The sequence below is a fragment of the Streptococcus mitis genome (genome assembly GCF_016658865.1).
Taxonomy (GTDB): Bacteria; Bacillota; Bacilli; order Lactobacillales; family Streptococcaceae; genus Streptococcus; species Streptococcus mitis_BT.
Map to the genome: position 1 here is coordinate 397,398 of NZ_CP067992.1, position 22,262 is coordinate 419,659.

Sequence of the window (22,262 nt, forward strand, 5' to 3'; positions counted from 1 at the left end):
GAAATTGTAAATGAAGGAAAAAGAATTTCGCCGAAATATGGCTGTTTTTCCTATCGGCAGTGTTATGAAGTTGACCGATCTATCGGCGCGTCAGATTCGTTATTATGAAGATCAAGAGTTGATTAAGCCTGATCGAAACGAAGGGAACCGTCGCATGTATTCCTTGAATGACATGGATCGTCTGCTTGAAATCAAAGATTATATCTCTGAAGGTTATAATATCGCTGCCATTAAGAAAAAATATGCTGAACGTGAAGCGAAATCCAAGAAAGCGGTGAGTCAGACTGAGGTGCGTCGTGCACTTCATAATGAACTCCTCCAACAGGGTCGCTTTGCTTCAGTACGGTCACCTTTTGGTCGCGGTTAGGCAACCGCAAGTAGTCATACATTAAGGAGAAAACTCATGCCAATCACAGCTGCAGATATTCGTCGTGAAGTCAAGGAAAAAAATGTTACCTTTATCCGTCTCATGTTCTCGGATATTTTGGGAACCATGAAAAACGTCGAAATTCCTGCTACAGATGAACAGTTAGATAAAGTCTTGTCAAACAAGGCTATGTTTGATGGATCTTCTATCGAAGGTTTTGTACGTATCAATGAGTCGGATATGTACTTGTACCCAGACTTGGATACATGGACAGTCTTCCCTTGGGGAGATGAAAATGGAAGTGTTGCAGGTTTGATCTGTGATGTCTATACAACAGAAGGTGAACCATTTGCAGGAGACCCTCGTGGCAATTTGAAACGTGCTCTTCGTCACATGGAAGAAGTGGGATTCAAGTCCTTCAACCTTGGACCAGAACCAGAATTCTTCCTATTTAAACTTGATGAAAATGGAGACCCAACACTTGAAGTGAATGACAAAGGTGGCTACTTTGATTTGGCGCCTACTGACCTTGCGGACAATACACGTCGTGAGATTGTGAATGTCTTGACCAAAATGGGATTTGAAGTAGAAGCGAGTCACCACGAGGTTGCGGTTGGACAGCATGAGATTGACTTCAAGTACGATGAAGTTCTCCGTGCTTGTGATAAGATTCAAATCTTTAAACTTGTTGTTAAAACAATTGCTCGCAAACATGGTCTTTACGCAACCTTTATGGCCAAACCAAAATTTGGTATTGCTGGATCAGGTATGCACTGTAATATGTCCTTGTTTGATGCAGAAGGAAACAATGCCTTCTTTGATCCAAATGATCCAAAAGGAATGCAGTTGTCAGAAACTGCCTACCATTTCCTCGGTGGTTTGATTAAGCATGCCTACAACTATACTGCTATCATGAATCCAACGGTTAACTCATACAAACGTTTGGTCCCAGGTTATGAAGCCCCTGTTTACATTGCTTGGGCTGGTCGTAACCGTTCGCCACTTGTGCGCGTGCCTGCTTCACGTGGTATGGGAACTCGTCTTGAGTTGCGTTCAGTGGACCCAATGGCAAACCCATATATCGCTATGGCAGTTCTTTTGGAAGTTGGTTTGCATGGTATTGAAAATAAAATCGAAGCACCAGCTCCTATCGAAGAAAATATCTACATCATGACAGCAGAAGAGCGCAAGGAAGCTGGTATTACAGACCTTCCATCAACCCTTCACAACGCTTTGAAAGCTTTGACAGAAGATGAGGTTGTCAGAGCGGCTCTCGGAGAACATATCTATACTAGTTTCCTTGAAGCCAAACGAATCGAATGGGCAAGTTATGCAACCTTCGTTTCACAATGGGAAATTGATAACTATTTAGATCTTTACTAATATAGAAGAAAGATTGCCTGAGGGCGATCTTTTTTCTTGCGTTTTATATCGAGGTGTGATATATTTTTTATAACGAAGTGCGATATATCGAACTGAATAGGAGGTGGTTATAAATGGAATTAACGGATAAGATTCGTCGAGTTTATCTTCCGATGACGGAAACGGGTTTTTATATATTGTTCTGTCTGCAAAAGGAACGTCATGGTTATAGTATTACGCAAAAGGTCAAGGAGATGACAGATTCACAAGTCTTGATTAGTCCTGGAACCATGTATGGAACCTTGTCAAAAATGGAAAAGGATGGTTTGATTTCCTTTGTCCGCGAAGAGGAAAAACGGAAAATCTATCAGATAACAGACTTGGGACGCAAAGTTTTGGAGATTGAATTGAAGCGTATTGAACGCCTCTACAGAAATAGTCGGGAGGAAGGATGATGGAAAAGAAAATTGTTTATCGAATTTTTACAATTGCGGATTATGAGAGGGAGGCTCTATACTTTAGAGAAATGCATGCTGAGGGCTGGAAACTTAGGAAAGTAAGCTATTCTATCTTATTGTTTGCAGTTAAGTATACCTTTGAAAAATGTCAGCCTGAGCAAGTATCTTATCAGTTGGATTTTTACCCAATGGAAAAATCAGAGAGAGCCTCTTATTTACAACTATTTAAAGACTGTGACTGGGAGCATATTACAGACTTTAATAGTTTTTCCTATTTTAGAAAAGCACATTCTGAAATTGAATCGAATGCAGAATTTGAAATCTATAATGACGCTGCTGGGAAGTTAGCTATGGTTAAACGGATTTTAATAATTCGGATGATTCCTATTTTGCTTATCTTTTTGCTTATCTTTTCGGCTCTACTACCGGTTTTCTCAAAGTTTGTCAGTGGAGATAGTTCTTTCAGTTGGGACATGTTTTTGATTGTCTTAATAGATTTTGTTTTATTGATAATTAATGCGATTCAGATTTCTTATGTTTTGTGGAGATTGAGTCAAAAGTGGAAAGAATTATCTAATAAATAACACCAGGCATGTTTTCTAATTTTGGGGTAATACAATGGTTAGCAGAGTAGAATTTCGAATTTTCACTATTCTTAATTTGGACAAGGAAGAAGAATATTTACATGAGATGCATTTGAAAGGTTGGAAATATGGTAGGAATTGTTTTGGTTTTTTCTATTTTGACCAATGTCAACCGGAAGATGTCATCTACCGTATCTATGATTCTAGATTTCTTAAAAAGTATAAGCATGAACTGCAAGATTTTAGAGATAGAGGTTGGGAATTGATAGAAACAGGTTTTTGTTCAATTCTTCGTAAATCGTCTTCTGATTTACTTCCAGAGGATCAAGTCTATATGAGTAAGGGGCTCAGATGGGCAGTTATACAATATAGACTTCGTTTATGTGCAACTACTTTCTTAGGTGGTCTTGTTGTTTGCATGAGTTTGTTTAGAGAAGATCTTTCTATATCTTTCTTCATTATTTTTGTTTTGTATGCTTTACTGATTTCTTATCTAATCTATGGTTATTTCAGATTAAAAAGGAAATATCAAGTAGGTGGATAGTAAAGTTTCTAGGTCTTTAGACTGATTTTTAGCACTCTTGGCAAAAGAGTGCTAATTTTTTGAGTTTTTGTCTTGACATTCTCTTTTAAGGGTGTATAATAGAATCATAAGTTAGCACTTGGGTGTATCGAGTGCTAATTGATCAGACAGAGAGGAGTGATGAGATGGTTACAGAGCGTCAGCAGGATATTCTGAATCTGATTATTGACATCTTTACCAAAACGCACGAACCTGTCGGATCCAAAGCCTTGCAAGAGTCTATTAACTCTAGCAGTGCAACCATTCGTAATGATATGGCGGCTTTAGAAAAGCAAGGTTTGCTTGAGAAGGCCCATACTTCAAGTGGTCGGATGCCAAGTGTTGCTGGTTTTCAGTACTATGTGAAACACTCACTGGATTTTGACCGATTGGCTGAAAATGAGGTTTATGAGATTGTCAAAGCCTTTGATCAGGAATTCTTCAAATTGGAGGATATTCTGCAAGAGGCTGCTAATCTGCTAACAGACCTGAGTGGCTGTACGGTAGTAGCACTGGATGTTGAGCCGAGCAGGCAACGTTTGACAGCCTTTGATATCGTTGTTTTGGGGCAACATACAGCCTTGGCAGTATTCACCCTAGACGAGTCGCGAACGGTTACTAGTCAGTTTCTGATTCCAAGGAACTTCTTGCAGGAGGATTTGCTGAAGCTGAAGGCAATCATTCAGGAACGTTTCCTCGGCCACACCGTTCTAGATATTCACTACAAGATTCGGACGGAGATTCCGCAGATTATCCAGCGTTACTTTACAACAACGGACAATGTCATCGATCTCTTTGAACATATCTTTAAGGAAATGTTCAACGAAAACATTGTGGTGGCGGGCAAGGTTAATCTCTTGAATTTTGCCAATCTGGCAGCTTATCAGTTCTTTGACCAACCGCAAAAGGTGGCTCTGGAGATTCGTGAGGGGCTGCATGAAGACCAGATGCAAAATGTCCGTGTTGCAGACAGTCAAGAGTCCTGTCTAGCTGACCTAGCGGTGATTAGTAGCAAGTTCCTCATTCCTTATCGGGGAGTTGGAATTCTAGCCATTATCGGTCCAGTCAATCTGGATTACCAGCAGCTAATCAACCAAGTCAATGTGGTCAACCGTGTTTTGACCATGAAGTTGACAGATTTTTACCGCTACCTCAGCAGTAATCATTACGAAGTACATTAAGATTGAAATCATTAAAGGAGGCGAAAATGGCCCAAGATATAAAAAATGAAGAAGTAGAAGAAGTTCAAGAAGAGGAAGTTGTGGAAACGGTAGAAGAAACAACTCCTGAGAAGTCTGAGTTGGACTTGGCAAATGAACGTGCGGATGAGTTCGAAAATAAATACCTTCGAGCTCATGCGGAAATGCAAAATATCCAACGCCGTGCCAATGAAGAGCGTCAAAACTTGCAACGTTATCGTAGCCAGGACTTGGCAAAAGCGATTCTCCCTTCTTTGGACAACCTAGAGCGTGCACTCGCAGTTGAAGGTTTGACAGATGATGTGAAGAAGGGCTTGGAAATGGTGCAAGAAAGCTTGATTCACGCTTTGAAAGAAGAAGGAATCGAAGAAATCGCAGCTGACGGTGAATTTGACCATAACTACCATATGGCCATCCAAACTCTCCCAGCAGACGATGAACACCCAGCAGATACCATAGCCCAAGTCTTCCAAAAAGGGTATAAACTCCATGACCGCATCCTACGCCCAGCAATGGTAGTGGTGTACAACTAGGCAATTCTGACGGTAGCTAAAGCAACTCGTCAGAAAACGGCAATCGCTATGGCGTTTGCCTAGCCTCCTTACTAACTCGTCGTCGAAATAATATCGATTTCGACTCCTCGTGTCGTAATATATATACATTGAAAACCTGTCCGAAACGACAATAAACTATGAAAGAAAGATAAAAAGTAGTTCAGCTTTGCAATAGTGAGCGAAGCGAACCAAAGATGATACTCTTCGCCGTGGCGTTATTTGCGTAAACTTTGAGACCTTAGGCTCAAAGTTTAGTCAAAGAGATTGACGAGTCAAGCTCTGACGGCGCCGCCACCTAAGAAGAGTATCAAAAAGAAAGAATATAAAATTTAAGGAGAAAAACACATGTCTAAAATTATCGGTATTGACTTAGGTACAACAAACTCAGCAGTTGCAGTTCTTGAAGGAACTGAATCAAAAATCATCGCAAACCCAGAAGGAAACCGCACAACTCCATCTGTAGTCTCATTCAAAAACGGCGAAATCATCGTTGGTGACGCTGCAAAACGTCAAGCAGTTACAAATCCAGATACAGTCATCTCTATCAAATCTAAAATGGGAACTTCTGAAAAAGTTTCTGCTAACGGAAAAGAATACACTCCACAAGAAATCTCAGCTATGATTCTTCAATACTTGAAAGGTTATGCTGAAGACTACCTTGGTGAAAAAGTAACGAAAGCAGTTATCACAGTTCCAGCTTACTTCAACGATGCTCAACGTCAAGCAACAAAAGACGCTGGTAAAATCGCTGGTCTTGAAGTAGAACGTATCGTTAACGAACCAACAGCAGCAGCCCTTGCTTACGGTTTGGACAAGACTGACAAAGAAGAAAAAATCTTGGTATTTGACCTTGGTGGTGGTACATTCGACGTATCTATCCTTGAATTGGGTGACGGTGTCTTCGACGTATTGTCAACTGCAGGGGACAACAAACTTGGTGGTGACGACTTTGACCAAAAAATCATCGACCACTTGGTAGCAGAATTCAAGAAAGAAAACGGTATTGACTTATCTACTGACAAGATGGCAATGCAACGTTTGAAAGATGCAGCTGAAAAAGCGAAGAAAGACCTTTCTGGTGTAACTTCAACTCAAATCAGCTTGCCATTTATCACTGCAGGTGAGGCTGGACCTCTTCACTTGGAAATGACTTTGACTCGTGCTAAATTTGACGATTTGACTCGTGACCTTGTAGAACGTACAAAAGTTCCAGTTCGTCAAGCCCTTTCAGATGCAGGTTTGAGCTTGTCAGAAATCGATGAAGTTATCCTTGTTGGTGGGTCAACTCGTATCCCAGCCGTTGTAGAAGCTGTTAAGGCTGAAACTGGTAAAGAACCAAACAAATCAGTAAACCCTGACGAAGTAGTTGCTATGGGTGCTGCCATCCAAGGTGGTGTGATTACTGGTGATGTCAAAGACGTTGTCCTTCTTGACGTAACACCATTGTCACTTGGTATCGAAACAATGGGTGGTGTCTTCACAAAACTCATCGACCGTAACACAACAATTCCAACATCTAAATCACAAGTCTTCTCAACTGCAGCAGACAACCAACCAGCCGTTGATATCCACGTTCTTCAAGGTGAACGCCCAATGGCAGCAGATAACAAGACTCTTGGACGTTTCCAATTGACAGATATCCCAGCTGCACCTCGTGGAATTCCTCAAATCGAAGTAACATTTGACATCGACAAGAACGGTATCGTGTCTGTTAAAGCTAAAGACCTTGGAACTCAAAAAGAACAAACAATTGTGATCCAATCAAACTCAGGTTTGACTGATGAAGAAATTGACCGCATGATGAAAGATGCAGAAGCAAACGCTGAAGCAGATAAGAAACGTAAAGAAGAGGTTGACCTTCGTAACGAAGTAGACCAAGCTATCTTCGCAACTGAAAAGACTATCAAGGAAACTGAAGGCAAAGGCTTCGATGCAGAACGTGACGCTGCCCAAGCTGCCCTTGATGACCTTAAGAAAGCTCAAGAAGACAACAACTTGGACGAAATGAAAGCGAAACTTGAAGCGTTGAACGAAAAAGCTCAAGGACTTGCGGTTAAACTCTACGAACAAGCTGCAGCAGCGCAACAAGCTCAAGCAGGAGCAGAAGGTGCACAAGCAACAGGAAACGCAGGCGATGACGTCGTAGACGGAGAGTTTACTGAAAAGTAAGATGCAAAGCCCGTTAAAACCTCACAGTGAAAATAGGAAATCTGACGCAGAAACTTTAGTTTCTAGAAAGATTTATCTTTTTCACCAAGAGGTTAGGGCGTGCTCAATTTAGTATTACTAGTTTGATTTTTAAAACTCGAACGTCGTAATGATAAGAAGAAATCCAGAGGTTGCAACCCAGCCTCTGTTTTTCGATAAAATAGAGGATGTTACGTATGAAAAAAGTACTTTGTGTCATTTATCCTAATTTTTCTCTTTATGAGATAAGCGCTTTAACGAGTACTTTAGCTCTGTCTTTTGATATCACGATTGATTATGTAGCTTCTGAGAATTCGATGGTGGTCTCTGAGGATGGTTTGCCCTGTCAACCGACGAAAACATTGGATCAGATCCGTATAGAAGATTATTCTTGTGTGATTTTGCCAGGAATGGTAAATATAGGTCCTGCTCTACAGGATGAAAAATTAAATTCTTTTTTGAAGGGACTTGGTAAGCAGGATATCTTAATTGCAGCCATTTCTTCAGCGCCCCTTTTATTGGCGAAAGCAGGTTTATTAAACGACACGAAATTTACAGGTGGAATTTGGCAAAACTTCTTTGACTATTTTGAATTTCTTCCTCGGGAAAATTTCAAAGCAAAAGCTGTCCTGAAAGATAAAAATATCATTACTGCTATTGGCTTTGCACATCTAGAGTTTGCAAGAAAAGTGATTTTTAGTCTAGGTTTGGAAGAAAATACGGACAACTATTTTAAAGAACAGAACGAGTATGCTGAAGAGGATTTGATATTTACTCTATCAGATGAAGAGTTTGATCAAGTGAAGCAGAGTATAGAAAACAGCCTCTAAAGATTTGCATGAAAATTATAGAAAGGAACAAAGGTGTTCAGGGAATTGAACACGGGTTCCCAAATTTCTTATTCAATATAAAAGAAAGGAATTGAACCCGACCTAAATCGAGGTTTGATTCACAATATCAATAGAAAGGAATAAGGGTGTTCGTAATTGAACTCGAGCGGAAAGCTCGGAAATTAGATAAACCTCCTAAGAAATCAGGATTTCTTGTCGGTTTCCTAAATTTCAGTCGCTTTCTGTTCGCTCTTAGTATCTTGTATGAACAATACTGAATTTTATGATCGTCTGGGGGTGTCAAAAAACGCTTCGGCAGACGAGATCAAAAAGGCTTATCGTAAGCTTTCGAAAAAATATCACCCAGATATCAACAAGGAGCCTGGTGCTGAGGAAAAGTACAAGGAAGTTCAGGAAGCTTATGAGACTTTGAGTGACGACCAAAAACGTGCTGCCTATGACCAATACGGTGCTGCTGGAGCCAACGGTGGTTTTGGTGGAGCTGGTGGTTTCGGCGGTTTCGATGGGGCAGGAGGCTTCGGTGGTTTTGAAGATATCTTCTCAAGTTTCTTCGGAGGAGGCGGTGCTTCACGCAATCCAAATGCTCCTCGTCAGGGGGATGACCTCCAATACCGTGTGAATTTGACCTTTGAAGAAGCTATTTTTGGAGCTGAAAAAGAGGTTAAATACAATCGTGAAGCAAGCTGTAGTACATGTAATGGTTCTGGTGCTAAGCCAGGAACAAGTCCAGTCACTTGTGGACGCTGTCATGGCGCTGGTGTCATTAACGTCGATACACAAACTCCTCTTGGTATGATGCGTCGTCAAGTAACCTGTGATGTCTGTCACGGTCGCGGAAAAGAAATCAAAGATCCATGTACAACATGTCACGGAACAGGGCATGAAAAACAAGCGCATAGCGTACATGTCAAAATTCCTGCTGGTGTGGAAACTGGTCAACAAATTCGCCTAGCTGGTCAAGGTGAGGCTGGATTTAACGGTGGACCTTATGGTGACTTGTATGTAGTGGTTTCTGTGGAAGCCAGCGACAAGTTTGAACGTGAAGGAACGACTATCTTCTATAATCTCAACCTCAACTTTGTCCAAGCGGCTCTTGGTGACACAGTGGATATCCCAACTGTTCACGGCGATGTTGAATTGGTTATCCCAGAGGGAACTCAGACTGGTAAGAAATTCCGTCTACGTGGCAAGGGAGCTCCGAGTCTTCGTGGTGGTGCAGTTGGTGACCAATACGTTACCGTTAATGTCGTGACTCCGACAGGCTTGAACGACCGCCAAAAAGCAGCCTTGAAAGAATTCGCAGCTGCAGGTGATTTAAAAGTCAATCCAAAGAAAAAAGGTTTCTTTGATCATATTAAAGATGCCTTTGAAGGAGAATAAAGCAAAAAGAGCCGTTGGGCTCTTTTTGTGTTATCTTTGAAAATTTAGCGTCGAAAAATCATTTTCCAGTTAGCCTATTATTTATACTTTTGCTTGAGTAAGCCAGCTGCATCCATATCTTGGATGAGTTGCTTGATTTCCGCTTCCTTACCAGGCTTAATAGTAATGGTATCAATATGATTGATTGCCGAATTATCCTGAATATCCACTAAAGTCAAGGCCTTTTCATAGAATACGATTCCTTTTTTTAGACTTTCCTGATCTTTCCAATATAGAACTGAGTAATCAGGATTTGGTTTCTTTCCGATTTCTTGTAAATAATTCCTACTTTCCTTCTCTAAAAATTGCAATAAACCATGATTGAATAAGTTATCCCCTACTTTATAGTATGAAATCTCTCCAGTCTGTAGGACATAGACTTCGAGTCGGTTTTTGGTGAGTTTTGGACTTTCTTTTAGGACAGGGTGACTATTGATGACCTCATCTGAGAAAGTAACATAAAAATTCAAGCCCCCACCCTCGAATTGATACCTTCCATTTGAATTTACTTTCTTAGGAGGCATGTCAAGGGAGGTAAAGATTTGTTTTAAGTCTTCGTTCCCTTTTCGGATGTCACTCGGTGAGGCTCTGAAGGCAAAAAACAGTACTAGAAATGCTAGGACCGCAAGAAGGCTAAGGCAACCACAAGGGATTAGGATGATCTGTGCCAGAATTTTAAAAAACTGTTTCATTTTGTACTGACCCCAAAAAGTTAGACAATTAATTTAAGCAAAGGATTTAGTTCTATATTGTACAGGGCTAAGTCCTTTTAGTTTTACCTTAATTCGTTTGTTGTTGTAGTAATCAATATAGTCTACAATAGCTTGTTCCAAGTGTTCAAGTGACTGAAACGTATTCTCATAACCATAAAACATTTCAGACTTAAGAATGCCAAAGAAAGATTCCATCATACCGTTATCTGGGCTATTTCCCTTACGTGACATAGATGGTTGGATTCCCTTATTCTTTAAAAAATGATGATAGAAATCGTGTTGGTATTGCCATCCTTGGTCACTATGGAGAATTGTATTCTCGTAATGGTTCTCTGTAAAGGCTTGTTCTAGCATAGCTTTCATTTGTACTAAGTTCGGCGAAGTAGAAAGATTGTAGGAGATAATTTCGCTGTTAAAGCCATCTAAAACTGGTGATAAATAAAGCTTTTGGCTGCTTGCTGGAATGGCAAATTCTGTCACATCCGTATAACACTTTTCCATTGGTTTGGTTGCTTCAAATTGACGTTGAATAAGATTATCTGCTTTCTTGCCAACCTCTCCTTGGTATGAAGAATACTTCCTTTTACGGCGAATTCGAGCCGTTAAACCAAGTACTTTCATCAGACGCTGCACCTTCTTATGGTTCACTACGAAGCCACGATTTCGTAATTCTAGAGTCATGCGACGATAGCCGTAATTTCCTTTATGCTCAGTATAAATTGACTGAATTTCAGCTTTAATATCATAATCTTTATCGCTTTGATCCAGCTGTTTTAAGTGGTAATAATAAGTTGAACGGGCAAGCTTAATAATCTTTAGAAGGATATCTAAAGAAAACTCTGTTACCAGTCCTTGAACAATTTCCGTTTTTCTTCTTGCTCCTTTTCGTCCCTCAATCGGAGTTCTCTCAACTTTTTTAGAATGGCATTCTCCGCTCTCAAGTACTCATTTTCTGCTTGAAGACGTTCTAATTCTGTCATATCTTCAAATCTCTTCTTTGGCTTACGTCCCATTTTAGGTGGTCTCCCTCTTGTTTTCTCAACAATAGTATACCCGTTTTTCTTATATTGTGCCAGCCAATTCGAAAGTAATCCACTACTTAGAAGAGCATAATCCAGAGACGCCCTAATTTGTGAATGCCCCTCAAGAAGAACTTTATCAATGATCTCTTGTTTTAGTTCAGGAGAATAGTAACAATTCTTTCCTTTTTTGACGAACTCTATTCCGTAACGATCAATCAATTTAATCATGTACCTAAGATTAGAATTGTTTATCCCAAATTTATTTGAAAGCTTCTCTAAGCTATATCCTTGTTTTCTAAGTTCATAGATCTGAACTTTATCATCATAACTCAATTTCATAATAAAACACCCCAAAAGTTAGATTTTTACTGTCTAACTTTTGGGGTGCAGTACATTTTCATTCCTCTTTTTTGTTTGACCCTGACAACCTAAAATAGATTTAAGGAAAGTTCATGGCTCTTTTTACTTATCTTCGATTTCCTGTGTTTCTTTTATCACAGCTAGTCTAGTCTGGATATCTTTTTCCAAGACCTTAAACTTGTAAGTCAGGTCTTCTTGGTATTCCTTGATGAGTTCTTTTTGCTGGTCAATGATTTGTAGGCTGTTTTGGATAATATCTACATCATCCTTGATAGCTTGAACGCGGTCAGTGGTATTCAAGACTTCATCTGTGATGGTTTGGCGATTTTTTGTGACCAGATAACTTCCGGCTGCAGCTCCTGCAAATAGCAGTAGGTTGGATAATTTCATGGCAACTCCTTAGGCGTTTTTGATAGTTTCAGCGACTTGAGCGAGTTTGTCAAAGTCTGGTTCGTGGGCGATAAAATCAATCTTGAGGTCATCGTCCGCACTGTAGCGAGGCACGAGGTGAACGTGGGTATGAAAGACGGTTTGCCCTGCGACTTCTTCACAGTTAGCAATGATATTCATACCAGCAGCCTTGGTAGCTTTCATGACTTTTTGAGCTACTTTTGGCACTTGGGCAAAGAGTTGGCTGGCGCTAGTAGCGTTCATTTCCAAAAGATTACGATAGTGTTCTTTGGGTACGATCAAGGTATGTCCTGGTGTCACTTGAGAGATATCAAGAAAGGCAAGAACCTGCTCATCTTCGTATACTTTTGAAGCAGGAATTTCCCCTGCAATGATTTTACAAAAAATGCAATCTGACATAAAATCTACCTCTACTGTATTGAATTTTGATATAATATAGCTACATTATACCAGATTTGGAGAAAATATGTTAGAAATTAAAAACCTGACAGGTGGCTATGTCCATGTCCCTGTCTTGAAAGATGTGTCCTTTACTGTTGAAAGTGGGCAGTTGGTCGGTTTGATTGGTCTCAATGGTGCTGGTAAATCGACGACTATCAATGAGATTATCGGTCTGTTGACACCTTATAGTGGCTCCATCAATATCAATGGCCTGACCCTGCAAGAAGATGCGACAAGTTACCGCAAGCAAATTGGTTACATTCCTGAGACACCTAGCTTGTATGAGGAATTGACCCTCAGAGAGCATATCGAAACGGTTGCCATGGCTTATGGTATTGAGCAGAAAGTGGCTTTTGATCGAGTAGAACCTTTGTTGAAAATGTTCCGTCTGGACCAGAAATTAGACTGGTTCCCTGTTCATTTTTCAAAAGGGATGAAGCAGAAGGTCATGATTATCTGTGCTTTTGTGGTGGATCCGAGTCTTTTTATCGTGGATGAGCCTTTCCTTGGTCTTGATCCGCTGGCTATTGCAGACTTGATTCAGCTTTTGGAAGTGGAAAAGCAAAAGGGCAAGTCCATTCTCATGAGTACCCACGTGCTGGATTCAGCGGAGAAGATGTGTGATGCCTTTGTCATTCTCCATAAGGGTGAGGTGCGTGCCAAGGGTAATCTCCTGCAACTGCGCGAAGCCTTTGATATGCCTGAGGCTAGTTTAAATGATATTTACTTGGCTCTGACCAAAGAGGAGGAGCTATGAAAGACTTGTTTTTAAAGAGAAAGCAGGCTTTTCGTAAGGAGTGTCTTGGTTATCTGCGCTATGTTCTCAATGACCACTTTGTCTTGTTCCTGCTTGTCCTGCTGGGCTTTCTAGCCTACCAGTACAGTCAACTCTTGCAGGATTTTCCTGAAAATCATTGGCCTATCCTTTTATTTGTAGGAATTACATCTGTTTTACTTTTGCTTTGGGGAGGAATTGCCACCTATATGGAGGCTCCAGACAAGCTCTTTCTCTTAGTCGGAGAAGAGGAAATCAAACTCCATCTCAAGCGTCAAACTGGCATTTCCCTAGTCTTTTGGCTCTTTGTTCAGACCCTCTTCTTGCTGTTATTTGCGCCTTTATTTTTGGCAATGGGTTATGGTTTGCCACTTTTTCTGGTCTATGTGCTTTTATTGGGGGTAGGAAAATATTTCCTCTTTCGTCAAAAGGCCAGCAAATTTTTCACGGAAACTGGACTGGACTGGGACTATGTTATTTCTCAAGAAAGCAAGCGCAAGCAAGTCTTGCTTCGTTTCTTTGCCCTCTTTACGCAGGTCAAGGGAATTTCAAACAGCGTCAAGCGTCGTGCCTATCTGGACTTTATCCTAAAGGCTGTTCAGAAGGTGCCTGGGAAGATTTGGCAAAATCTCTATCTGCGTTCTTATCTGCGAAATGGAGATCTCTTTGCGCTCAGTCTCCGTCTTCTCTTGCTGTCCATACTGGCGCAGGTTTTTATCGAGCAAGCTTGGATTGCGACAGCAGTGGTAGTTCTTTTTAACTACCTCTTGCTCTTCCAGTTGCTGGCCCTCTATCATGCCTTTGATTACCAGTACTTGACCCAACTCTTTCCACTGGATAAGGGGCAAAAGGAAAAAGGCTTGCAGGCGGTAGTCCGAGGATTGACCAGTTTGGTCTTAGTAGTGGAATTAGTTGTTGGGTTGATTACCTTCCAAGAAAAACGAGCCCTTCTAGCCTTACTGGGAGCTGGTTTGGTTTTACTAGTCTTGTATTTGCCTTATCAGGTCAAACGTCAGATGCAGGACTAACATTGCCTATATGACACTAAAAAAGAAGTTGAGTTCAGTTTGTCTCAGCTTCTTTTATTTTCTACAAGATAATGGTTGGTCCGTAGAGACTCAACTTGGTCTTGACTTGGTCAAAGTGGAAGCGGTCATAGGCCCGCCAAGCGGCGCGAGTTGGAGCATCTGGATCAAGAGCGCTGAGTCCCATGAGAAGACTGGAAGTCTGGTAAAATCTTTCCAGTTCAATCAAGACTCGATTATCCACTGTTTCAGCCTTGGCTAGAAAGCCAAGAATAGAGTTTAATTGCTCCTGAAAGCGGACGTCGTCAGCGGTTGCCTGTTTGCATGCTTGATAGGCTTTGTTTAAGTCAGTAATCAAAGTCTGAGCTCTTTTGATAGGGTCTGTATCTGTCATGAGAATTCCTCCTTTAATCTGGGTGCCAGTCTTGTTTCTAGCAACTGTGTTTTGATACTGTTAGTCTACCATTTTTAGAGTTTTTTTCAGCCTCAAATCTTTAATTGTACTTGAAATTTCCTGAATGGTACTGTTAAGATTTTATGATAAAATAGTTGTAAGCTCATCATGATGTTATAGAAAAATAGTCCTTTTAGGAGTTTTCAAAGACTGTTTAGGATTGTATGTGCTTGTGTTAGACCTTTTCTGTTATTCTTTTCTTAGGAGGAGAATCCAATGAAACATATGATTATTCAGACACAGAAAACAGTCTATAAAGTAAACGTTGACGATATCTACTATATCCAAACACATCCAACTAAAGCCCATACCGTACAGATTGTTACAGAAGAGGCTAGTTTTAATATGGTTCAAAATTTAAGTAATCTTGAGAACCAATATGGGGAAAACTTGATGAGGTGTCATCGAAATTGTTTGGTCAATCTTGATAAATTAAAATCGATTGATTTTCAAGAAAGAATCCTTTTTCTCGGAGAAGAAGGTCAATACGCTGTCAAGTATGCCAGACGTCGCTATAGAGAAATTCGTCAAAAATGGTTGAAAGAAGGAGAGTAAGAAGATGAGAATATTTGTTTTAGAAGATGATTTTTCCCAACAAGCTAGAATTGAAACGACCATTGAGAAACTTTTGAAAGAACATCATATCACTCCCAGCTCTTTTGAGGTCTTTGGCAAGCCAGATCAACTGCTGGCAGAGGTGCATGAGAAGGGGGCGCATCAGCTTTTCTTTTTGGATATTGAGATTCGAAACGAAGAGATGAAGGGGCTAGAGGTGGCTAGAAAGATTCGGGAACGGGACCCCTATGCTCTGATTGTCTTTGTGACGACTCACTCGGAGTTTATGCCCTTGTCCTTTCGCTACCAAGTGTCTGCTTTGGACTACATTGATAAGGCCCTTTCGGCAGAGGAGTTTGAATCTCGGATCGAGACAGCCCTTCTCTATGCCAATAGTCAAGACAGTAAAAGTCTGGCGGAAGATTGCTTTTACTTTAAATCAAAATTTGCTCAATTCCAGTATCCCTTTAAAGAGGTTTACTATATCGAAACGTCCCCAAGACCCCATCGTGTTATTCTCTATACCAAGACGGACAGGCTGGAATTTACGGCGAGTTTAGAGGAGGTTCTCAAGCAGGAGCCTCGTTTCTTGCAGTGTCATCGCTCTTTTCTAGTCAATCCAACTAATGTAGTTCGTTTGGATAAGAAAGAAAAACTCCTTTTCTTTCCTAATGGTGGAAGCTGTCTCATCGCGCGTTATAAGGTCAGGGAAGTGTCTGAGGCTATCACTAACTTACACTGAGCTAGGAGAATTTATGAACATTGCTTGGATATTGTTGTATACACTTGTTACTAATGGACTAGAAATTGTCATCTTCTTTAAGGTAGATGGAATTGATCTTACTTTCGAGAGGATTTTTAAGGCCTTTCTTTTTAAGATACTGTTGGCCTTTGTTTTTGTAATGATTAGCTATATAGTAGGAAATATTTACCTATCTTATTTTATGGAACCCTTGTATGGCATCGGTTTGTCTTTCTTATTGTTAAGAGGACTTCCTAAAAAACTGCTTTTCTTTTATGGTCTCTTTCCAATGATATTGATGAATCTCTTTGATAGAGGTGTTTCTTATTTTGTACTTCCATTTTTGGAACAAGGGCAAGTATATGATGACTACTCATTTACTGGGTTATGTATAATAATTTTCAATTTCTTCATTTCTCTAGCCTTTTTGAAATGGTTGGACTATGATTTTACTAGTTTGAGAAGGGAGATTCTCGATAAAGGTTTTCAAAAGTCCCTGACTAAGATTAACTGGATAATGGGGGCTTACTATTTGGTGATACAAAGTCTGTCTTACTTTGAATATGAGCAAGGTATTCAATCAACGACTGTTCGCCATCTCATCCTAGTGTTCTACCTCCTATTTTTTATGGGGATTATCAAGAAATTGGATACCTATTTGAAGGACAAACTCCATGAGAGATTGGACCAAGAGCAGGCCTTGCGCTACAGAGATATGGAACGCTATAGTCGGCATATAGAGGAACTTTACAAGGAAGTCCGGAGCTTTCGCCATGACTACATTAACCTCTTAACCAGCTTACGTCTGGGCATTGAAGAGGAGGACATGGAGCAGATAAAAGAGGTCTACGACTCCGTCTTAAAGGATTCTAGTGAAAAATTGCAGGACAACAAATATGACCTAGGCCGATTGGTGAATATTCGGGACCGTGCCCTCAAAAGTCTCCTCGCGGGAAAATTTCTAAAAGCCAGAGATAAGAAGATTGTCTTTAATGTCGAAGTTCCTGAGGAGATTCAGGTTGAGGGGATGAGCCTGCTTGATTTTCTAACCATTGTGTCTATTCTTTGTGACAATGCTATTGAAGCTAGTGTAGAAGCCTGTCAACCTCATGTTTCAATCGCCTTTTTAAAAAATGGAGCACAGGAGACATTTATCATTGAAAATTCCATCAAAGAAGAGGGTATAGACATTTCTGAAATCTTCTCCTTTGGAGCAAGTTCCAAAGGGGAGGAAAGAGGAGTTGGTCTCTATACCGTCATGAAAATTGTGGAAAGCCATCCTAATACCAGTCTAAATACCACCTGTCAAAATCAAGTCTTTCGTCAGGTTTTAACGGTTCACTCGATGTCGGTTGATGATTAGAAGATCTGTTGAAAGAAGTACTACCTGTAGTCATCAATTAAAATGCCATAGTATATGAGGTATCCTATATGAATAAGAAATCCTTTTTTATCATCTGTTCTACGTTGATTATAGCATCGAATCTTCTCATGATTTCCGTGGTGAACAAGGGAGAAGAAACAGGGAGCAACCTGTTTGTGATTGCTATAGCCTGTGTTATGCTACCAGCCTTTTTATATGCAGTTGAAAACAGACTTACTTCAATGGTAAGAGTAGAATCAATACTCCTGATTCAGTTGACAGTTATATCCCTACTCCGTCTTATCAATAGAATAGGGAGTACGCCTGAAATCCTCAACATTATCATTACCCTTATCGCTTTGGCAAGTGGGACAGCTGCTATCCTTGTTGCGATTATGAGAATATATGAGAACATACGGAAGTGAGGGTGAGTAGTTTTCTATTTTGTATTTTCACATTGTCAAGTTCCCCCAGGGCAAGTATGTTTTTCATGCTTGCTTTTTTAAATTTTTTACAATTCAAGATGTTTTGATGACCATTTATGATTTGGATGGAAAATTTTAAAAAATAGTAGTATACTAACCTTATTAAGGTTGCAATAGGACGAAAATAAAAAGAGGTATTCCTCGTGAATGCAAAAACAATGTTACAATTGGATATTACGGTTGCTTAAAAGCTTGAGCCTGTAAATAGAGGAACTGTACTTGGAGGTAATTATGGATTTCAAAAGTTTTCTTATTGTTTTTGTTGTTGGCATGTTTGTTTCTTTTATTACTTCTTTAATTAGGGAAAAAATTTTAAAATCTCCAAAGAAGAATAAAGATAGATCTAATTAGATAAAGAGATTTTTATCGCTAGTTTAATCTACAGCGGAGTTTCTTTAATATTGTTTCGCCTGTTAAAATGATATGTGATAGCAGGATAAAAAATCTACAAATTAAGTTGGTATCAATACGGTGTAAAGGGCAAGTATGTTTTTCATGCTTGCTTTTTAAATTTTTTACAATTCAAGATGTTTTGATGACCATTTATGATTTGAGTGATCCAAGGATAAAATGAGTGCTATACTAGCAGTGTAAAGGTTCTAGCTCAACTAAGATAAAGCACACGTTTAGGAGGAAATCTTATGAAGAAAAAAATACTTGTCATTTTTATCTTGTATCTGATCATGTCCATCTTTCTATATCCGCTTAGGGAGAGTGCTTGGTATCAGCTATTTTATACCATAGCCTATGTGATTGCAGTTATGATTTATTTTGCTTTAATGAAAAAGAAAGGAGCAAAGAAATGAAAACTTTTCTTGCTAAAAAACAGACCATCTTCCTTGCGAGATTGTTCCTAGGGCAGTTGCCCTTACTTATCTCTACTTATCTATTTCTATCTCGTCAGTTTTTAAATTTTTCTTTAATTTTCCAATTTCTTTTAGTGGTTATTAACTTGGCTTCTATTTTGGTCACTGTTTACCTCACTAGGGAAATGAGGATAAGAAAGTTTGAAGATGATGATTTGGTTAGTCCTAGAACCAATCAACTCATGTTCATCGGCTTGACAGGTTTTATGTCTATTATTTGTTTGTATAGAGGTGTCACAGCAGGAGAATCTTACCAACAACTAATTGCCTATATTGGCGCTATTCTCTGCTTGATTATTATGCTTCTACTCATTTGGGGCTTGAAGTATTATAAAAAGTAGGGAAGAACTTGCGGCTAGTCTATAGTCTGATAAGAGGAGGTCATCATGTATAAACACTTATTTTTCCTAGATTCAAAAACCTTAGACTGGTTGACACCTTATATTCTGGTCTTGGCTTCTGACACCATTGCTTTTAATGTTTTTGTGCTAACCTTTGTATCTGTGGTGGTCTTTTATTTCCTAAATCCCATGTTATCTTTAATGGCTATCTTCTTAGGGGCTGGCTATGTGGTCGGATTTTGGTTGCTAAAATGGTTTGTTTTGGAAAGACTAGAGTTAAAGGATGACTTGTAGGGAAGTTTGTTTGTTGAGGAGGATAATTTTATGAAGTTTTTTGATAAATTTCATGCCTTTTGTTTTGGATTTTTAGTACTACTAATCGTCATTACAGTTCCTTATACGATTAACCATGGGGATTTTTTTCAAAATGAATCTGAATTGATTATTGTAAGTCTTCTAGTAACCTCGCTGAGTGTTGCTTATGCTAGAAAGTTTGAAATGATTTCTTTTGGGATGTTAAGCAAGAAAGAACTTTTGCTTTTCATTGCAATCTTTTTTCTAAGCGTTCTTGAGACGCTAGTTTATATTCATTTCTTCGCTGTTTCTTCTGGCGCAGGAGTTCAACACTTGGCGGAAGTCAGTAGAGGAATTTCTCTGTCTTTGATTTTGACTTCCTCAGTTTTTGGTCCCATCCAGGAGGAACTCATTTTCAGAGGACTTCTTCAAGGTGCCGTTTTTGACAATTCTTGGTTAGGGCTTGTGCTAACTTCCTCTCTCTTTTCTTTCATGCATGGACCTTCTAATGTCCCTTCGTTTATTTTTTATCTACTTGGGGGCTTGTTGCTGGGCTTTGCTTATAAAAAGAGCCAAAACTTATGGGTTTCTACTCTAGTCCACATGTTTTACAACAGTTGGCCACTCTTATATTATTTATAAAAATCATGAAAAGGTAAGCAGAAGACGGTGCTTGCCTTTTTCTTTCTATAATGATACCCAAGCCAATCCAGATGCTTTTCTTTGAGAATCGGGCGTGGAGCGGTTGACGAATAGGCCAAAAACTAGTAGAATAGTAAGGAAACTTTATACGGAGGAAAGAAATGGATTTGGGTGATAATGAGCTAACACTGACTCCCATACCTGGGAAAAGTGGCAAGGCTTATATGGGTAGCTATCCCGATGGGAAGCGTATCTTTGTAAAAATGAACACCTCTCCAATCCTACCTGGTCTAGCTAGAGAACAAATTGCTCCACAATTATTATGGAGTCGCCGTTTGGCAGATGGGCGTGATATGTGTGCTCAAGAATGGTTGACAGGCAAAATATTGACCCCCTATGATATGAATCGTAAGCAAATCGTCAATATTTTAACCCGCCTTCATCGCTCACGTCCGTTGATGACGCAGTTGAGTCGTTTGGGCTATGCCATGGAAACACCTGTAGATTTACTACAGTCTTGGCAGGAAACGGCTCCAGATGCTTTGCGTAAAAATCATTTTATCAGTGAAGTGATGGCTGATTTACGTCAGACTATTCCAGGATTTAGAGAGGACCATGCGACCATTGTCCATGGAGATGTACGACATAGTAATTGGATTGAGACAGACAGTGGCTTGATTTATTTGGTAGATTGGGATTCGGTTCGCTTGACCGATCGCATGTTTGATGTGGCCCATATGCTCTGCCATTATATTCCAGAACATCAGTGGAAGGAATGGTTGACCTACTACGGTTACAAGTACAATCAAACAGTATTAAATAAATTGTATTGGTACGGTCAATTGTCTTATTTGAGCCAGATTTCCAAGTATTATATGAACCAAGATTTAGAAAATGTCAATCGGGAGATTCATGGCTTGCGTCACTTCCGAGACAAGTATGGAAAGAGAAGATGAGAGTTAGAAATCGTAAAGGGGCGACAGAATTACTAGAGGCAAATCCTCAGTATGTGGTCCTCAATCCCTTGGAAGCCAAGGGGAAATGGCGGGACTTGTTTGGTAACGACAATCCCATTCATGTGGAAGTTGGAAGTGGAAAGGGTGCCTTTGTTTCGGGTATGGCCAAGCAAAACCCTGACATCAACTATATCGGGATTGATATTCAAAAGTCTGTTTTGAGCTACGCTTTGGACAAGGTGCTTGAAGTTGGAGTACCTAATATCAAGCTTTTGTGGGTAGATGGTTCTGACTTGACTGACTATTTTGAAGACGGTGAGATTGATCGCTTGTATCTGAACTTTTCAGATCCATGGCCTAAAAAACGCCATGAAAAGCGTCGTTTGACCTACAAAACCTTCTTGGATACCTTTAAGCGTATCTTGCCTGAAAATGGAGAAATTCATTTCAAGACGGATAACCGTGGCTTATTTGAGTACAGCCTAGTGAGCTTTTCTCAGTATGGCATGAAGCTCAATGGTGTCTGGCTTGATTTACATGCCAGTGATTTTGAAGGCAATGTCATGACTGAATATGAGCAAAAATTCTCCAACAAGGGGCAAGTTATCTACCGAGTTGAGGCAGAATTTTAAGAAATAGCCTAAAATCAGGCTATATAAGTGCTTTTGCTTTACATAAGTTGGCAAACGTGCTATACTAAGAGTAAGAATATGAGAAAGAGAGGCGGGGAAATATCTTCGCCTCTTGCTTATGAGGAGGTGGACGCAATCGCAACAATCGTAGAATTAGTCAGAGAAGTTGTAGAACCTGTCATAGAAGCTCCTTTCGAACTCGTGGATATCGAGTATGGAAAGATTGGCAGTGACATGATTCTCAGTATTTTTGTAGATAAACCTGAAGGAATTACCTTGAACGACACGGCAGACTTGACAGAAATTATTAGTCCTGTCCTAGACACTATCAAGCCAGATCCCTTCCCAGAACAATATTTCCTAGAAATTACCAGTCCAGGCTTGGAACGTCCTTTAAAAACCAAGGATGCCGTTGCTGGAGCGGTTGGGAAATACATCCATGTCGGGCTCTACCAAGCCATCGATAAGCAAAAGGTCTTTGAAGGAACCTTGTTGGCCTTTGAAGAGGACGAGTTGACTATGGAATATATGGACAAGACACGTAAGAAAACTGTCCAAATTCCATACAGTTTAGTATCAAAAGCACGTTTAGCAGTTAAATTATAGAAAAAGAAAGGATAGCTTTTGAGGATTCAAAAGTGA

General features: G+C 39.9%; 28 protein-coding genes. 23 read left to right on the top strand and 5 right to left on the bottom strand.

Annotation, left to right across the window (positions count from 1 at the left end; genetic code table 11):
* Positions 1–10 precede the first annotated feature (10 nt).
* The 10 genes from glnR to dnaJ all read left to right on the top strand — a co-directional run bounded on the left by glnR (position 11) and on the right by dnaJ (position 9,504).
* Positions 11–367 (top strand): transcriptional repressor GlnR, encoded by a 357-nt coding sequence (gene glnR / locus JJN14_RS01980; RefSeq protein ID WP_000659548.1) that lies wholly within the window; start codon positions 11–13, stop codon positions 365–367.
* A gap of 36 nt (positions 368–403) precedes the next feature.
* Positions 404–1,750, top strand: coding sequence for a type I glutamate--ammonia ligase (gene glnA, locus JJN14_RS01985; protein WP_001122886.1), 1,347 nt, complete (start codon positions 404–406; stop codon positions 1,748–1,750).
* A gap of 113 nt (positions 1,751–1,863) precedes the next feature.
* Positions 1,864–2,184, top strand: coding sequence for a PadR family transcriptional regulator (locus JJN14_RS01990; protein ID WP_084848892.1), 321 nt, complete (start codon positions 1,864–1,866; stop codon positions 2,182–2,184).
* Positions 2,184–2,771, top strand: coding sequence for a DUF2812 domain-containing protein (locus tag JJN14_RS01995; RefSeq protein WP_201058763.1), 588 nt, complete (start codon positions 2,184–2,186; stop codon positions 2,769–2,771). The genes JJN14_RS01990 and JJN14_RS01995 overlap by 1 nt, the downstream gene beginning before the upstream one ends.
* Positions 2,772–2,805: 34 nt before the next feature.
* Entirely contained in the window at positions 2,806–3,315 is a 510-nt protein-coding gene (locus JJN14_RS02000) for a DUF2812 domain-containing protein (protein ID WP_020903112.1), read from the top strand.
* Between the two features lie 164 nt (positions 3,316–3,479).
* Complete coding sequence (hrcA, locus tag JJN14_RS02005; protein ID WP_000255754.1) at positions 3,480–4,514, top strand: heat-inducible transcriptional repressor HrcA; 1,035 nt, start codon at positions 3,480–3,482, stop codon at positions 4,512–4,514.
* A gap of 26 nt (positions 4,515–4,540) precedes the next feature.
* The gene (grpE, locus tag JJN14_RS02010; protein WP_000046038.1) at positions 4,541–5,065 is read left to right on the top strand and encodes a nucleotide exchange factor GrpE; all 525 of its coding nucleotides are present in this window, start codon (positions 4,541–4,543) and stop codon (positions 5,063–5,065) included.
* Between the two features lie 366 nt (positions 5,066–5,431).
* Positions 5,432–7,255, top strand: coding sequence for a molecular chaperone DnaK (gene dnaK, locus JJN14_RS02015; RefSeq protein ID WP_000034667.1), 1,824 nt, complete (start codon positions 5,432–5,434; stop codon positions 7,253–7,255).
* A 215-nt stretch (positions 7,256–7,470) separates the two neighbouring features.
* Positions 7,471–8,103 carry a DJ-1/PfpI family protein gene (locus JJN14_RS02020; RefSeq protein ID WP_201058764.1) on the top strand — a complete coding sequence of 211 codons (633 nt, stop codon included), beginning with the start codon at positions 7,471–7,473 and terminating at the stop codon, positions 8,101–8,103.
* 264 nt (positions 8,104–8,367) lie between these two features.
* The gene (dnaJ, locus tag JJN14_RS02025; RefSeq protein ID WP_001066308.1) at positions 8,368–9,504 is read left to right on the top strand and encodes a molecular chaperone DnaJ; all 1,137 of its coding nucleotides are present in this window, start codon (positions 8,368–8,370) and stop codon (positions 9,502–9,504) included.
* Positions 9,505–9,581: 77 nt separating this feature from the next.
* Here the strand turns inward: dnaJ and JJN14_RS02030 are convergent, their stop codons facing one another.
* The 4 genes from JJN14_RS02030 to JJN14_RS02045 form a co-directional block, all read right to left on the bottom strand.
* Entirely contained in the window at positions 9,582–10,235 is a 654-nt protein-coding gene (locus JJN14_RS02030; RefSeq protein ID WP_201058765.1) for a hypothetical protein, read from the bottom strand.
* A gap of 33 nt (positions 10,236–10,268) precedes the next feature.
* A protein-coding gene (locus JJN14_RS02035) for an IS3 family transposase (RefSeq protein ID WP_201058010.1) occupies positions 10,269–11,617 on the bottom strand; the annotation gives its coding sequence in 2 pieces (ribosomal slippage) (positions 10,269–11,167 and positions 11,167–11,617; 1,350 coding nt in all).
* Between the two features lie 123 nt (positions 11,618–11,740).
* Complete coding sequence (locus JJN14_RS02040) at positions 11,741–12,028, bottom strand: hypothetical protein (RefSeq protein ID WP_000777754.1); 288 nt, start codon at positions 12,026–12,028, stop codon at positions 11,741–11,743.
* Positions 12,029–12,037: 9 nt separating this feature from the next.
* Positions 12,038–12,448: an HIT family protein gene (locus JJN14_RS02045; RefSeq protein ID WP_201058766.1), complete on the bottom strand. Its 411-nt coding sequence runs from the start codon at positions 12,446–12,448 to the stop codon at positions 12,038–12,040.
* A gap of 67 nt (positions 12,449–12,515) precedes the next feature.
* Here JJN14_RS02045 and JJN14_RS02050 point away from each other — a divergent pair, with 67 nt between their 5' ends.
* Both JJN14_RS02050 and JJN14_RS02055 read left to right on the top strand, forming a co-directional pair.
* A complete protein-coding gene (locus tag JJN14_RS02050; protein WP_000889954.1) occupies positions 12,516–13,247 on the top strand; it encodes an ABC transporter ATP-binding protein in 732 nt (243 codons plus the stop codon).
* Positions 13,244–14,293: an ABC transporter permease gene (locus tag JJN14_RS02055; RefSeq protein ID WP_201058767.1), complete on the top strand. Its 1,050-nt coding sequence runs from the start codon at positions 13,244–13,246 to the stop codon at positions 14,291–14,293. Before JJN14_RS02050 ends, JJN14_RS02055 begins: the two co-directional genes overlap by 4 nt.
* Positions 14,294–14,354: 61 nt before the next feature.
* Here the strand turns inward: JJN14_RS02055 and JJN14_RS02060 are convergent, their stop codons facing one another.
* Positions 14,355–14,684 carry a helicase BlpT gene (locus tag JJN14_RS02060; RefSeq protein ID WP_201058768.1) on the bottom strand — a complete coding sequence of 110 codons (330 nt, stop codon included), beginning with the start codon at positions 14,682–14,684 and terminating at the stop codon, positions 14,355–14,357.
* Positions 14,685–14,960: 276 nt separating this feature from the next.
* Here JJN14_RS02060 and JJN14_RS02065 point away from each other — a divergent pair, with 276 nt between their 5' ends.
* From JJN14_RS02065 to rimP, 11 genes are all read left to right on the top strand, one after another.
* On the top strand, positions 14,961–15,299 hold the full coding sequence (locus JJN14_RS02065) for a LytTR family DNA-binding domain-containing protein (RefSeq protein ID WP_150922867.1): 339 nt from the start codon (positions 14,961–14,963) through the stop codon (positions 15,297–15,299).
* Between the two features lie 4 nt (positions 15,300–15,303).
* Positions 15,304–16,041 (top strand): response regulator transcription factor, encoded by a 738-nt coding sequence (locus tag JJN14_RS02070; RefSeq protein ID WP_201058769.1) that lies wholly within the window; start codon positions 15,304–15,306, stop codon positions 16,039–16,041.
* 13 nt (positions 16,042–16,054) lie between these two features.
* The gene (locus JJN14_RS02075; RefSeq protein ID WP_201058770.1) at positions 16,055–17,404 is read left to right on the top strand and encodes a sensor histidine kinase; all 1,350 of its coding nucleotides are present in this window, start codon (positions 16,055–16,057) and stop codon (positions 17,402–17,404) included.
* Between the two features lie 68 nt (positions 17,405–17,472).
* A complete protein-coding gene (locus tag JJN14_RS02080) occupies positions 17,473–17,829 on the top strand; it encodes a hypothetical protein (protein ID WP_033679716.1) in 357 nt (118 codons plus the stop codon).
* A gap of 701 nt (positions 17,830–18,530) precedes the next feature.
* On the top strand, positions 18,531–18,695 hold the full coding sequence (locus tag JJN14_RS02085; RefSeq protein ID WP_201058771.1) for a hypothetical protein: 165 nt from the start codon (positions 18,531–18,533) through the stop codon (positions 18,693–18,695).
* The gene (locus JJN14_RS02090) at positions 18,692–19,096 is read left to right on the top strand and encodes an immunity protein (RefSeq protein ID WP_201058772.1); all 405 of its coding nucleotides are present in this window, start codon (positions 18,692–18,694) and stop codon (positions 19,094–19,096) included. The genes JJN14_RS02085 and JJN14_RS02090 overlap by 4 nt, the downstream gene beginning before the upstream one ends.
* 45 nt (positions 19,097–19,141) lie before the next feature.
* Complete coding sequence (gene blpZ, locus JJN14_RS02095; RefSeq protein WP_000276515.1) at positions 19,142–19,390, top strand: immunity protein BlpZ; 249 nt, start codon at positions 19,142–19,144, stop codon at positions 19,388–19,390.
* 30 nt (positions 19,391–19,420) lie between these two features.
* Complete coding sequence (locus tag JJN14_RS02100; RefSeq protein WP_201058773.1) at positions 19,421–20,032, top strand: CPBP family intramembrane glutamic endopeptidase; 612 nt, start codon at positions 19,421–19,423, stop codon at positions 20,030–20,032.
* A 161-nt stretch (positions 20,033–20,193) separates the two neighbouring features.
* Positions 20,194–20,988: a cell cycle regulator CcrZ gene (gene ccrZ, locus JJN14_RS02105; RefSeq protein ID WP_000362999.1), complete on the top strand. Its 795-nt coding sequence runs from the start codon at positions 20,194–20,196 to the stop codon at positions 20,986–20,988.
* Complete coding sequence (trmB, locus tag JJN14_RS02110) at positions 20,985–21,620, top strand: tRNA (guanosine(46)-N7)-methyltransferase TrmB (protein ID WP_001266094.1); 636 nt, start codon at positions 20,985–20,987, stop codon at positions 21,618–21,620. Before ccrZ ends, trmB begins: the two co-directional genes overlap by 4 nt.
* A 126-nt stretch (positions 21,621–21,746) precedes the next feature.
* Positions 21,747–22,226 carry a ribosome maturation factor RimP gene (rimP, locus tag JJN14_RS02115; RefSeq protein WP_001808691.1) on the top strand — a complete coding sequence of 160 codons (480 nt, stop codon included), beginning with the start codon at positions 21,747–21,749 and terminating at the stop codon, positions 22,224–22,226.
* Positions 22,227–22,262 lie beyond the last annotated feature (36 nt).

Coding starts and splice junctions, on each gene's coding strand:
- JJN14_RS02055 (WP_201058767.1), top strand. CDS start 13,244: ATGAAAGACTTGTTTTTAAAGAGAAAGCAGGCTTTTCGTAAGGAGTGT.
- JJN14_RS02050 (WP_000889954.1), top strand. CDS start 12,516: ATGTTAGAAATTAAAAACCTGACAGGTGGCTATGTCCATGTCCCTGTC.
- JJN14_RS01990 (WP_084848892.1), top strand. CDS start 1,864: ATGGAATTAACGGATAAGATTCGTCGAGTTTATCTTCCGATGACGGAA.
- trmB (WP_001266094.1), top strand. CDS start 20,985: ATGAGAGTTAGAAATCGTAAAGGGGCGACAGAATTACTAGAGGCAAAT.
- JJN14_RS02075 (WP_201058770.1), top strand. CDS start 16,055: ATGAACATTGCTTGGATATTGTTGTATACACTTGTTACTAATGGACTA.
- JJN14_RS02030 (WP_201058765.1), bottom strand. CDS start 10,235: ATGAAACAGTTTTTTAAAATTCTGGCACAGATCATCCTAATCCCTTGT.
- JJN14_RS02045 (WP_201058766.1), bottom strand. CDS start 12,448: ATGTCAGATTGCATTTTTTGTAAAATCATTGCAGGGGAAATTCCTGCT.
- blpZ (WP_000276515.1), top strand. CDS start 19,142: ATGTATAAACACTTATTTTTCCTAGATTCAAAAACCTTAGACTGGTTG.
- JJN14_RS02040 (WP_000777754.1), bottom strand. CDS start 12,028: ATGAAATTATCCAACCTACTGCTATTTGCAGGAGCTGCAGCCGGAAGT.
- JJN14_RS02000 (WP_020903112.1), top strand. CDS start 2,806: ATGGTTAGCAGAGTAGAATTTCGAATTTTCACTATTCTTAATTTGGAC.
- glnR (WP_000659548.1), top strand. CDS start 11: ATGAAGGAAAAAGAATTTCGCCGAAATATGGCTGTTTTTCCTATCGGC.
- dnaJ (WP_001066308.1), top strand. CDS start 8,368: ATGAACAATACTGAATTTTATGATCGTCTGGGGGTGTCAAAAAACGCT.
- JJN14_RS02090 (WP_201058772.1), top strand. CDS start 18,692: ATGAAAACTTTTCTTGCTAAAAAACAGACCATCTTCCTTGCGAGATTG.
- JJN14_RS02020 (WP_201058764.1), top strand. CDS start 7,471: ATGAAAAAAGTACTTTGTGTCATTTATCCTAATTTTTCTCTTTATGAG.
- JJN14_RS02080 (WP_033679716.1), top strand. CDS start 17,473: ATGAATAAGAAATCCTTTTTTATCATCTGTTCTACGTTGATTATAGCA.
- JJN14_RS01995 (WP_201058763.1), top strand. CDS start 2,184: ATGGAAAAGAAAATTGTTTATCGAATTTTTACAATTGCGGATTATGAG.
- hrcA (WP_000255754.1), top strand. CDS start 3,480: ATGGTTACAGAGCGTCAGCAGGATATTCTGAATCTGATTATTGACATC.
- ccrZ (WP_000362999.1), top strand. CDS start 20,194: ATGGATTTGGGTGATAATGAGCTAACACTGACTCCCATACCTGGGAAA.
- grpE (WP_000046038.1), top strand. CDS start 4,541: ATGGCCCAAGATATAAAAAATGAAGAAGTAGAAGAAGTTCAAGAAGAG.
- glnA (WP_001122886.1), top strand. CDS start 404: ATGCCAATCACAGCTGCAGATATTCGTCGTGAAGTCAAGGAAAAAAAT.
- JJN14_RS02065 (WP_150922867.1), top strand. CDS start 14,961: ATGAAACATATGATTATTCAGACACAGAAAACAGTCTATAAAGTAAAC.
- JJN14_RS02085 (WP_201058771.1), top strand. CDS start 18,531: ATGAAGAAAAAAATACTTGTCATTTTTATCTTGTATCTGATCATGTCC.
- dnaK (WP_000034667.1), top strand. CDS start 5,432: ATGTCTAAAATTATCGGTATTGACTTAGGTACAACAAACTCAGCAGTT.
- JJN14_RS02060 (WP_201058768.1), bottom strand. CDS start 14,684: ATGACAGATACAGACCCTATCAAAAGAGCTCAGACTTTGATTACTGAC.
- JJN14_RS02100 (WP_201058773.1), top strand. CDS start 19,421: ATGAAGTTTTTTGATAAATTTCATGCCTTTTGTTTTGGATTTTTAGTA.
- JJN14_RS02070 (WP_201058769.1), top strand. CDS start 15,304: ATGAGAATATTTGTTTTAGAAGATGATTTTTCCCAACAAGCTAGAATT.